At 45.7% G+C, this 12,521-nt stretch carries 7 protein-coding genes; all 7 read left to right on the top strand.

All coding sequences use genetic code 11. The features are described from left to right. Positions 1 to 149: 149 nt before the first annotated feature. The 7 genes from JGK36_RS07875 to JGK36_RS07845 all read left to right on the top strand — a co-directional run bounded on the left by JGK36_RS07875 (position 150) and on the right by JGK36_RS07845 (position 12,004). A complete protein-coding gene (locus JGK36_RS07875) occupies positions 150 to 3,413 on the top strand; it encodes an ATP-binding protein (protein ID WP_293192237.1) in 3,264 nt (1,087 codons plus the stop codon). A gap of 781 nt (positions 3,414 to 4,194) precedes the next feature. After that, positions 4,195 to 6,432, top strand: a complete 2,238-nt coding sequence (locus tag JGK36_RS07870; RefSeq protein ID WP_293183176.1) for a PAS domain S-box protein — start codon at positions 4,195 to 4,197, stop codon at positions 6,430 to 6,432. 149 nt (positions 6,433 to 6,581) lie between these two features. Then, the gene (locus tag JGK36_RS07865; RefSeq protein WP_293143313.1) at positions 6,582 to 6,911 is read left to right on the top strand and encodes a hypothetical protein; all 330 of its coding nucleotides are present in this window, start codon (positions 6,582 to 6,584) and stop codon (positions 6,909 to 6,911) included. 521 nt (positions 6,912 to 7,432) lie between these two features. Next, the gene (gene psbB / locus JGK36_RS07860) at positions 7,433 to 8,962 is read left to right on the top strand and encodes a photosystem II chlorophyll-binding protein CP47 (protein ID WP_293183178.1); all 1,530 of its coding nucleotides are present in this window, start codon (positions 7,433 to 7,435) and stop codon (positions 8,960 to 8,962) included. A gap of 409 nt (positions 8,963 to 9,371) precedes the next feature. After that, positions 9,372 to 9,467 carry a photosystem II reaction center protein T gene (locus JGK36_RS07855; protein ID WP_083622085.1) on the top strand — a complete coding sequence of 32 codons (96 nt, stop codon included), beginning with the start codon at positions 9,372 to 9,374 and terminating at the stop codon, positions 9,465 to 9,467. A gap of 394 nt (positions 9,468 to 9,861) precedes the next feature. Beyond that, a complete protein-coding gene (gene nrdR, locus JGK36_RS07850; RefSeq protein ID WP_293183214.1) occupies positions 9,862 to 10,473 on the top strand; it encodes a transcriptional regulator NrdR in 612 nt (203 codons plus the stop codon). Between the two features lie 343 nt (positions 10,474 to 10,816). After that, entirely contained in the window at positions 10,817 to 12,004 is a 1,188-nt protein-coding gene (locus JGK36_RS07845; protein WP_293183180.1) for a 30S ribosomal protein S1, read from the top strand. The last annotated feature ends 517 nt before the right edge of the window (positions 12,005 to 12,521 follow it).

The raw sequence follows: 12,521 nt of genomic DNA, 5'->3' as shown, positions 1-12,521 counted from the left end.
TATAATTCAAATACCAACCATTGTTGGAGTGCTTTTTTATATTTCTGCAAGAGCTTAAAGAAAAAGCCTGCCAACTCTCAGTCAGCGAGATCCTTGCGTTACTAAGTGCGATCGTTCAATTTCCCCACTTTGATAAGCACGGTTTTATCATGTCGATTAAAACAGTCTATCGCCTAACTGCCCATCTCAAAAAAATCCCGCTACGAACAGTGCTGATTGTACCGTTTGTGCTGCAAATTGTCGGGACTGCGGGGTTGGTGGGGTATCTTTCCTATACAAACGGGCAAAAGGCGGTTAACAACCTAGCAGATCGGCTAGCAGCACAAATTGGCGATCGCGTCGTACATTACCTCGATACATATCTGTCTGCGCCTCATTCGATCAACCGCATTAACGCCGATGCGGTGCGCCAAAAAACAATCAATTTACAAGATTTGCGGCAACTCGAACGCTACCTTTCGTTTCAACTCAAACAGTTCGATTCGCCGACAACCATTATTTTTGGTAGCAAACGGGGAGACTTCGTGGGAAGCGATCGCACTATCGGACAGAATCTGATTATGCGATCGGATGAGTTCGATCGGGGCATCATCAATATGTATGTTCCAGACTTGCTAGGTAATAGAACCAAACTATACAAAACTTTTCGACAACCTGATGCCACAAATAGGCCTTGGTACCAAGCTGCTAAAGCTGCCGGGAAATCCACCTGGAGTAATATTTTTCAAGTCGGTAACAATACAGATTTAGTAATTAACGGCAATCGACCGATTTATGATGAGGCGACAAAGGAACTGCTGGGAGTCTTTTCGGTAAACCTCAACATTAGAAAGATTGCCAATTTTCTCGATAGCATAAAAACTAGCAAGTCGGCAAAAATTTTTATTATCGAACGCAGCGGGTTGTTAGTAGCCAATTCCGGGCCCGACAATCCCTATATTTTGAGCAACCAGCAGTTTAATCGATTAAAATTAACGGCAAGCCCAAATGCTACAATCCGCGCCACGGGTCTATTTTTAACGAATCACTTTGGCGATTTTTCCCAAATTAATCATGTTCAACACCTTGAATTTGAAATTGACGGCCAATCCCAATTACTCAAAGTAGTACCTTACAAGGATAATTTTGGTTTAGATTGGTTGATTGCGATCGTCATCCCAGAATCTGATTTTATGGCAGAAATTGACGCCAACAATCTCACCACAATTATACTATGTGCGACTGCCTTAACGGGAGCAATTGTTGTCGGCATTTTCACAGCCAAATGGATAACAGAGCCACTTTTATGCTTAAATACTGCCGCCAAAGCTCTAGCTAACAATGAAGGGAATACAAATGTCGAGATCGATCGCGCTGATGAAGTCGGGCAATTGGCAAATTCGTTCAATTATATGGCAGACAAACTGCAATATGCTTTCAAATCGCTCCAATCTTTAAATGCTGCCTTAACCGACAGTGAAAGCCGCATGAAACAAATCCTCGAAGCTATGCCGGTGGGAGTATCAGTTCATGATATTACTGGACAACTGATTTACATAAATCAGATAGCGCGACAGTTAGTAAATATCCAAACTATACCGGAGTCTACAATTGAGCAAATAGCAAAAGTTTTTAGACTTTACGATGCAGGAACAGATGAATTATATTCAATTGAAAAAAATCCAGTCGCTCGATCGCTCAAAGGAGAAACCGTGAGAGTGGAAGACATAGAAATTCGTTTGCCCGATCGCACTATTCCTTTAGAAGTTTTTAGTACGCCGCTGTTTGATGAAGCTGGCAACATTATCGGCGCGATCGCAGCTTCTCAAGACATCACCGATCGCAAAAAAGCCGAAAAGTTGCAGGCAGACTACAATCGCACTTTAGAACAAAAGGTGAGCGATCGCATTGCCGAACTCCAAAGAGCAAAAGAAGCCGCCGAAGTCGCATCCCTTGCTAAAAGTGCCTTTCTTGCCAATATGAGCCACGAATTGCGTACTCCCCTCAATGCCATTCTCGGCTACACTCAAATACTTTCCCGACAGCCAGATTTTTCTCCCCGCGACAAAGAGCAAATTCGCACGATCCAGCAGTGCGGTTCTCAGTTGCTGACTTTAATTAATGATATTTTAGATTTGGCTAAAATTGAAGCTGAAAAGATGGAGTTAACTGTTAACGATGTTTGTTTGTCGGATTTTCTCAATGACATATTAGAAATTTTTCGGTTCAAAGCCGAAGAAAAGAACCTGGTCTTTGTCACCCAAATAGCAGGTAAAATTCCGGATTTTGTATCTGTCGATGAAAAGCGGTTGCGTCAAATTCTCCTGAATTTATTAAGTAACGCGATTAAATTTACTGATGAAGGTAGCATACTTTTTAAGGTAGAGGTAATTGAGAACAGTCAACCTGTTGCAGGAATATTGAGCGGGGGCCAGGAATCAGATTTTTTATTTAATGCAAGTCCCGCCTTCCCAATTACCAAAATCCACTTTCAAGTTAAAGATACAGGCATCGGAATTACTAGCGATGCAATAGAACGAATATTTCTACCTTTTGAACAAGTGAACGAAATCGGGCAGAAAACAGAAGGGACGGGTTTGGGATTAAACATTGCCCAAACCTTAGTTTCGCTGATGGGAGGGGAACTCAAAGTCGAAAGTTGTTGGGGTGTTGGGAGTACGTTTTGGTTTGAGATTGAATTGTCCCTCGCAGATGTGCTCCTACCAGTTTTGCCACCACCACAGCAACCCGTAATTACAGGTTATGAAGGTCAACGGCGTAGAATATTAGTTGTTGACGATAGCCCAGAAAATCGCTCTTTGATGGTGGATATTTTAGCACCGCTGGGTTTTGAGTTAATTGAGGCTGATTCTGGTGAAAGAGGTTTAGCAATAGCGATTTCCCAGGAACCGGATTTAATTATTGCTGACTTGTTGATGCCTGGAATCAGCGGTTTTGAACTCTGCGCTCAATTGCGTTGTTTGCCAATGTTTCGGGAGACGCCAATCTTGATTGCTACTAGCGGGCTGTTCGAGTTGGAGTTGGAAAAGCAAGAGGAAATAGGCTACACTGATTTTATCAGTAAATTTTTTATAATTGATGATTTTTTGGCAAAAATACAGAATTATCTGGGACTGATTTGGATTTTTGAGGCTTCGGGCGATTCCCTACGGGATAACTCCATCGCGCGTACTTTCTCTGAATTGGCGATCGGCTCAGAAGACGTAGAAATGCCTCCCCGCGAAGAGTTACTTTATTTGTACGAAGCCGCTCAAATCGGTAATTTCGAGCAGGTTAAGTACGAAGCACAGCGCCTGCAAGAGTTAAATCCGACCTATGCCCTATTTGCTCGGAAAATTTGGCAGTTAGTCGATCGCTATGACGATGACGCGATAATTAAACTAATTGGGCCTTACTTAAATCCGGGCGACTAAAATTGCTTCCTAGTACGGAGTTCAATCCTCATAATCTGATTTAACAAGCAGTTATAGCCTCAATCCTAAAAATCGTTCGGAGCCAGCAAACTTGCAGTATAAATAGTAAGGGTGTGAGAGGGAAAATACTTCAACAGTTGACAGTTGACAGTTGACCGCTTGACAGTTTGAGAGCGACCTCTACCTAGAAGGAAGAGGATTGGAGTAATGAATAGTCTGATTTTAATTTCTCCCTCAAAGACGGGCGGGCTTTCAACCAATTCTTTCTGGTAAGTAAGTCATGGCCAGTCAAACGTAAGCGTTGGGATGCGCGACGATCGCCATCGCTGGTATTGGGTACATCTTATTTTTGCATTTTTAGTAGTGCTGTCCCCGCTCGCGTGCTGTGTAAAGCACGCGAGCGGGGACAGCACTGTAAAAAACATCCTTTTTGCGAAAATGAGATGCTCCCGCTGGTATGTATGGCAGTTGTACGTCACGGCACCAGAAACCCAGTTTTTCACACTCTAAAGTTGATATAACCGAGCAAATTTGAAGAATAAATAGTAGAATAGATTTCTATAAGGGTTCCATCTCCTACATCCGATCTGTTGCACCAAATTCTACCAAACTCAAGCAGCCGAGTAACAGCGATGCAACATCTCGGCTTTCAGGTTGAGTTTGTGGCAAGCAACTCTGTTTCTCTATTCAATGCCTTCTCATATTCTTGTATGTTGGGTTAAGACACTCCCAATCAACCTACTTTATGTGAGCCATTTCGTTGATTTTCAAACATAAAAATATGCAGACTCAGCCAAAAAGCAAAGTATTAATCGTAGACGACCAACCCGCTAATATTAACATATTATCATATTTCTTAGTGGAATACGGATTTGAGATTTTTGTAGCTACAACGGGAGAAAAAGCGCTGGATAGAGTCACAAAAATCTTGCCAGATATCATTTTGCTAGATGTGATGATGCCGGGAATAGACGGATTTGAAACCTGCCGCCGCCTGAAATCAATAGATGAAGTTAAGGACATTCCCGTAATTTTTATGACAGCTCTTTCCGAGGCTGCGGATAAAGTGAAAGGGTTGACTTTGGGTGCAGTAGACTACATCACTAAACCGCTGGAGCACGAAGAGACGATCGCCCGCATCAACGTTCACCTACAACTGCGAAACCTCACCAAACAATTAGAACAACAAAATATGCTGTTGCGATCGGAAGTGCGATCGCGCCAATTAGCCGAGTTAGCCCTGCGCTTTTCCGAAGAAAAATTTGCCAAAGCTTTTCGCAGCAGCCCCGCCGCCATGACAATCGCCACACTGGAAAAGGGATACTTAACGGAAGTCAACCAGAGCTTTTGCAACCTCACCGGCTATTTTCCCGAGGAAATCTTGGGAAAAACCGATCGCCAAATCAATTTATGGGAGAATTTGGGCGATCGCGATCGTTTCTTAGAAATCTTGCACATATCCGGCAGTATTTACAAACAAGAATTCCAGTTTCGTACCAAGTTCGACAATATCAAGTGTGTCCTCATATCCGCAGAAATCATTAGCATTGGCGACACCAACTGCATTCTAATGATGACTTACGACATTACCGAGCAAAAGCTTGCACAAGAAACCTCATACCGCCGCGAACAAGAATTCAGGGCCTTAGCGGAAAATTCCCCGGATATGATTGCCCGATTTGACAAGCAACTGCGCCACCTTTACGTCAATCCAGCAGCCGAATTAGCGACAGGAATCCCCGCCGCAGCATTCACGGGTAAAACCCATCGAGAGTTAGGAATGTCTGAGGAAGTGGTGATGCTCTCGGAAGCAGCTTTGTGCGCCGTATTCGCTAACGGCACCGAACAGTGCTTTGAGTTTAATTTTCTCACAAAATCAGGCACTAAATTTTATCAAGTTTGCATGGTTCCTGAATTTAAGCGCGATCGGATAATTGCATCTGTCTTATCTGTCAGCCGCGACATCACCGCTGTCAAACAAGCCGAACTGGAACTGCGAAAAAGCGAACTGCGGGAACGAGAAAAAGCTACTCAATTAAAATTAACATTAGACAATCTCCGACGCACCCAATCCCAACTGATTCAAACGGAAAAAATGTTAAGTCTCGGGAGAATGGTAGCAGGAGTTGCCCACGAAATTAACAATCCCAATAGTTTTATTTTGGGCAATATCAATCCAGCCCGCCACTATTTCCAAGATTTAAACAACCTCCTGGAACTTTACAAAAACAAATATCCAGAACCCGGAGCCGAAATACAACAACTCGCTGAGAGTATAGATTTAGATTTTTTGCAAAAAGATTGGTCGCGGCTAATGCAGTCAATCGAGTCTGGAGCATCGCGCATCCAACAAATTGTTGAATCGTTAAAGTTTTTCACAAAGCTCGACGAATCCGGCATCAAAGAAGTAGATATCAATCAAAATCTCGATCACACTTTACTATTCGTCCAGCACCGAGCGGGAGGTAAAGGTGTTAGCAAAAAAAGCGGGAGCAGCATTATTTCTCAAGAGATTGAGGTAATAAAAAACTACGGCAACCTGCCGGAAGTTCCCTGTTACAGCAGTCAGTTGAATCAGGTGTTTGCCAGTTTGCTAAATAATGCCATTGATGCCCTAGAAACTCAACCTTACCCCAAAATAGAGATTCATACTGAGCTGGAAACAGCAGAATGTTCGGGAGTTGGCAAAGGCAAAGCAGCAAGAGCTTACAATCAGTTGTCAGCGACAATTACTCCCGAAAATTCTCCCAGTCAATTCGCAGTGATTCGGATTGCTGACAACGGTATTGGCATGAGTGAAGCAGTGGTAAAAAAGATGTTTGACCCGTTTTTTACCACAAAACCTGTAGGGAGTGGCACGGGATTGGGTTTATCTATCAGTCACCAAATTGTTGTCGAACAACACGGCGGTCAAATTAGTTGTATTTCTGCTCCCGGTAAAGGGACAGAATTCGTTGTGAAGATTCCTTTACAACAGGTAACTTGCGATCGGGAAACTCGACACCCGGTTTCTTTGTAAGTCAGTCAGTAGGATGCCGATCGCAGGGGAAAATTCTTAAGTAGGCGATCGCCACATTATTGTACCCGCACTCGGCACCCTAACATAACTTCCTTCTTGCTTCGGCCGAATGCTATAACAAAAAAATAATTAACAAGCGCACACAGCAAATGAAATATTTCTTCTTATCCGACGGCTGGAAAGTGGGGCGCGTCTGGGGAGTTGGCGGCGAGTGGACAGCAGCCGGCTGGAGGCGCCAGCCAGACATCCAACAGCTCAAGCTCTCCCTGTTGGATCGCAACGAAAAAATGTGGCTCTACCGCGTAGAAGACGCCGTGCTCATGGTAGAAGTCAAACCCTGTGCCCCTCCCGATCCCGCAGATCCGGCAAAAAATATCGGCAGCGTCACCCTCACCAGACTGATCGATGCCGAGCAAGTCCTCGAACGCCTCGGGACGATCGCCACCCGCTGCGAAATCGAGAACCCGCAATTAATGTAAGGCCCAACATATTGCAATCGGTTCTAACACTCGATACACTTCTTTAAATAACTTTCATTTTTATGCCTCCACCCCTGTGAGGGTTTAAAACAGTAGCCGAAAAATCTAGACTTGTCTAGATTTTTCAGACTTTGACGATCGCCGAGCAATAAATCGTTATAAACTGGAAAAACGCTTGATTGGTGCGGGTTGCTAAAGCTGACTGGGCATGAAAACCACAGAAACACACTTGGCACAAATTAATCATCAAAAAATCAAATATGGAAGTCCTCTGCTAATAAGGGCAGTCTCTAACTGGGAAGATTAGGCCAACCTGAGCAATCAGGAAGCTTATAGCACTTGATCTAGGCTAAACATAGACCGCTAAGTTTGATTTACAGATTTCTGTAGGTTTTTAGAAGCGGTAGAAAGGATTCGGCACTCGTCAGAATTTACAGCCCGCAGGTAACTGCACGGCATTGAGAATCTGATTTTTCCGTCAAAATAGACATCATCACTTACACCTTGGAGAACCGCAGTCAATGGGACTACCCTGGTATCGCGTACACACAGTCGTCTTAAATGACCCAGGTCGATTGATTTCTGTACACTTAATGCACACTGCCCTCGTGGCTGGTTGGGCCGGCTCAATGGCCCTTTACGAACTAGCAGTTTTTGACCCCACAGACCCAGTTCTTAACCCGATGTGGCGTCAAGGGATGTTCGTGCTACCCTTCATGGCTCGCTTAGGAGTCACCGGTTCTTGGGGCGGTTGGAGCCTCACCGGCGAAACTAACGTCGATCCGGGCTTCTGGTCTGTTGAAGGCGTTGCTGTTGCTCACATCATCCTCTCCGGTTTGCTGTTTTTAGCAGCAGTCTGGCACTGGGTATTCTGGGATTTGGAACTCTTCAGAGATCCTCGCACCGGCGAACCAGCCCTCGACTTGCCAAAAATGTTTGGCATTCACTTGTTCCTCTCCGGCTTGCTGTGCTTCGGCTTCGGGGCATTTCACCTTTCCGGACTTTTTGGCCCGGGAATGTGGGTTTCCGACCCCTACGGCTTGACCGGTCACGTCCAACCAGTGGCGCCTGCTTGGGGCCCTGAAGGCTTCGATCCGTTCAATCCGGGTGGCATCGTCGCTCACCACATTGCAGCGGGTGTAGTCGGCGTAATTGCCGGTTTGTTCCACTTGACTGTGCGGCCGCCGGAACGTCTTTACAAAGCCCTGCGGATGGGTAACATCGAAACTGTACTTTCTAGCAGTATTGCTGCTGTGTTCTTTGCAGCTTTCGTGGTTGCGGGTACGATGTGGTACGGTTCTGCTGCTACTCCGATCGAGCTTTTCGGCCCGACTCGCTATCAGTGGGACGGCAACTATTTCCAACAAGAGATCGATCGCAGAGCTCAAGCTAGCTTGGCCGCCGGTCAAAGCTTCCAACAAGCTTACGAGCAAATTCCCGAAAAATTGGCTTTCTACGACTACGTGGGCAACTCTCCTGCTAAAGGTGGTTTGTTCCGTGCTGGCGCGATGGTCAACGGCGACGGTATTGCTAAAACTTGGTTGGGCCATGCAGTATTTACTGACAACGAAGGTCGGGTATTGTCGGTACGACGCCTCCCGAACTTCTTTGAAACTTTCCCAGTAATTTTGACGGACAAAGATGGGGTCGTTCGCGCTGACATCCCCTTCCGCCGTGCTGAATCAAAATACAGCTTTGAACAAAGCGGAGTTACTGTCAGCTTCTACGGTGGCGAACTGAACGGTCAAACTTTTAAGAATCCTTTAGATGTTAAGAAGTTTGCTCGCGCCGCCCAACAGGGTGAAGTATTTGAATTCGATCGCGAAACCTTGAATTCTGACGGTGTTTTCCGTACTTCAACTCGCGGTTGGTTTACTTTCGGACACGTTTGCTTTGCTTTGCTGTTCTTCTTCGGCCATATCTGGCACGGTTCTCGGACTATTTTCCGCGACGTGTTTGCTGGAGTTGAGGCTGACCTGGAAGAACAAGTCGAGTGGGGCTTGTTCCAAAAACTGGGCGACAAGAGCACAAGAAGAGAAGAATCTATCTAGTTTTCTGCCGCCGAAGAGTACATCGGGAAACTTCCCCGGTGCACAAAAACCCGGTTTCTTCAAGAAACCGGGTTTTTTTAGTTATTGACACTCCCCGACCTTAAGGTACGGGGATTCTTAAGACATTTCTGTCAAAATATCCCGCGCAAGCGTGGGTTCCCAGGCTGACTACATTTGCAGCCTAGCTGCGTAGTCATATCTCCTCAAAAATGTTTTGGGCGTAGACTTTCCCCCAGTCCGGGGGTAGGTTTTTACATCTTGTCTGGTCTAGTTATTCTACCATATTCATTTGTTAAGATGGATTTGTTATTTTACTTAACAATGTAAAAAAGTCGTCCGATCGGGACGGGGTTTTCAACCCAATTTTCTGATAAAATAATACGGCAAGGGAAGATAGGGAAAATTTAACATGGAAAGCGTTGCTTACATTTTGATTCTGGCTTTAGCCTTAGGTGTACTATTTTTTGCGATAGCCTTTCGGGAACCACCCCGGATTGGCAAATAATTAGCTATACGCTGGCAGCCAAGGGGTGTCAACAATGGCCTCAAAACCTTTGTATCTCTTGTTTATAGCAGAGTCTCGATCCCCTAAATCCCCCTTAAGAAGGGGGACTTTGAGAGAATTTCCGCCCCCTCGATAGTCAGGGGACGAAAGATAAAACTGCTGTCCTCCCGGATAGTGGGGGGACGCAAGACACTCTTGTCCCCCCGACCTAAGGGGGGCTAGGGGGGATCGGGCCTAGCCATCAAACAGCAGTCTAGAACTAGGTTTTAGCTCAAGTTGAGACACATCCTCAGCACTGTATCCTCAGTAATTTTTCTAGTCCAGCTATTCATCAGACCCCCGGGCGGTTAGATGAATGGCAATTTGCTGGCAACACCTGTTAAAATCAGCAATCATGCGCTGTTCCTCCTGCCAACACACAAATAGCCGCGTTCTCGAATCGCGTTCAGCCGAATCTGGTCAAAGCATCCGTCGGCGGCGCGAATGTTTGAGCTGTCAGCACCGCTTCACAACTTACGAACGCATAGAATTTGTGCCGATTACGGTGATTAAGCGGGACGGGAAGCGCGAATCTTTCGATCGGTCAAAATTAGTCAGAGGACTGGTTCGGGCCTGCGAAAAAACAGGTTTGTCTTCGGGACAGCTCGAAACCCTCGCAGAAGAAATCGAAGCCCAACTGCAAGGTCGATCGCTCCGGGAAGTCACGAGTTCTAACATTGGAGAATTAGTATTATTACATTTGCGGCCACTCAGCGAAGTCGCTTATGTCCGTTTCGCCTCTGTATATCGGCAATTTCGGGGCATTCGAGATTTTGTCGATACCCTGAATCACCTTCAGAGTCCCCTTGACGCAGCTTTGTGCCCAGAAACTGGGCCAGAAAATGAATCGGATTTGTCGGAACCGGATGAGTCGTGCGATCGAGCAAACCAGGAATCCTGCGTTATGTCAATTCCGGTTGCACCCTCAGTTGACTCAGGACACGGCAATGCCGTATCCCTACCCTAAAATAATCCATCGGGTAGGGACACGGCACTGCCGTGTCCGGATGCTTCTCAGGCAACTCAGGACACGGCAATGCCGTTTCCCTACCTAAATTAATTTAAAAGCAGTATGCCGATAAGGTATAATAATCCACTGGACTCTGAATGTTAAAAATCAAACGCTTTAACACAGAGTTGGAATTAAGAGCAATGGCAAGCGCCGGTGTACGGTTGCACCGGGCAAAAGTTGGCAAAAACTGACTTTCGTAAAAGATTTTGCAAGAAGTTAACCACTTTTTCAGCAAAATCTCTAGTATCTGCCTGCAAACGAAAAACATGAAGGAGAGAAATCCTAGGAAACTATTCGCATGGTCAATACCAAAACCACAGTCAAAGACATCGGCTTTACTCACGAAGATTTTGCGGCCTTACTTGATAAATATGACTATCACTTTAGCCCCGGCGATGTAGTAGCGGGTACAGTTTTTAGTATAGAACCGAGGGGCGCTCTGATTGATATCGGTGCTAAAACAGCAGCGTACATTCCCATTCAGGAAATGTCGATCAATCGAGTCGAAAGCCCTGAAGAGGTATTGCAATCAAACGAAACCAGAGAATTTTTCATCCTCACCGATGAAAATGAAGACGGACAATTAACCCTGTCCATTCGACGCATTGAGTATATGCGCGCCTGGGAAAGAGTGCGACAACTGCAAGCAGAAGACGCTACAGTTCGATCGCAAGTATTTGCCACTAACCGTGGCGGCGCACTGGTGAGAATAGAAGGGTTGCGAGGCTTCATTCCCGGTTCTCACATCAGCACCCGCAAACCGAAGGAAGAATTAGTCGCCGAAGAATTACCCTTGAAATTCTTAGAGGTAGACGAAGACCGCAACCGCCTAGTATTAAGTCATCGTCGCGCCTTAGTTGAGCGCAAGATGAACCGCCTCGAAGTCGGGGAAGTGGTCATCGGTACAGTACGCGGTATCAAGCCCTACGGTGCTTTTATCGACATCGGCGGCGTCAGCGGCTTGCTACACATCTCGGAAATTTCGCACGATCACATCGATACGCCTCATAGCGTGTTTAATGTCAACGACGAAGTGAAGGTGATGATCATTGACTTGGATGCCGAAAGAGGCCGGATTTCTCTCTCCACCAAACAGTTGGAACCGGAACCGGGCGCGATGGTCAAAAATCGTGAATTGGTATACGAGAAAGCTGAGGAAATGGCTGCTAAGTTCCGTGAAAAAATGCTGGCCCAAAAGCAAGCTAAAGCTGGGATAGAAGTTCCTGCTGATTCAACTGATGCCGATGAACTCTCCGATGAAATACTCGAAGATGTGCCCTCAGCAATGGAAGAAGATTTGCCGGAAGAAACAACCGCAGCAGTCACGGAAGCTACACCCGAAGTAGTCACGGAAGCTACACCCGAACCAGTCACGGAAGCTACATCCGAACCAGTTACGGAAGCTACATCCGAACCAGTTACGGAAGCTACACCCGAAGCAACATTAGAGGTATCCTCAGAAATACCTCCGGTGACAGTCGAATAATATCGGCATCACCAAGAAATTGGGTTTGAAGCCCCGTCCTTCCAGGACGGCTTTGTGCCAGAATGTAGGTGGTTGAAATCCCCGCCGTATAGTGCAGCGATATATACTCATCAGAGTTGAAACCGGGACTGCTCAAGAAATAGGGAAAGACTGAAGGGCAATGGTTATAATCCAACCTGGAAGCAAAACAAAAGTATTGTTAGTTAAAACAAAACGATACATATAGTCGGGATAGGGCATTGCCACGACTCTAAACGGACATGGAGGAAGAGTAAGACAACCGGGCGTTGCATCATCCGATGAAGTGTCAAGAATCCCCGCTCGTTTACGACGGGGAGTATGTCAATGTTATTAATTAAGGAGGGTATACCCTCTTTTTTTTTAAGTAAATTTTTACAAAGAAAGAATATGAGTCAATCGATCTTCTGTTAACAAAGAGATTGAGAAAATTTGTAGGGGTAGTGGACGGTGCGTGCCTACCCTCCTCTCCTCATCCACTATTTTGTAGGTGTTTCAG

Origin of the sequence: Microcoleus sp. PH2017_35_SFW_U_B, from assembly GCF_020737865.1 — a bacterium.
Taxonomy (GTDB): Bacteria; Cyanobacteriota; Cyanobacteriia; order Cyanobacteriales; family Microcoleaceae; genus Microcoleus.
The sequence above is the reverse complement of the archived record's forward strand: the minus strand, read 5'-3'. Positions and strand labels throughout refer to the sequence as shown.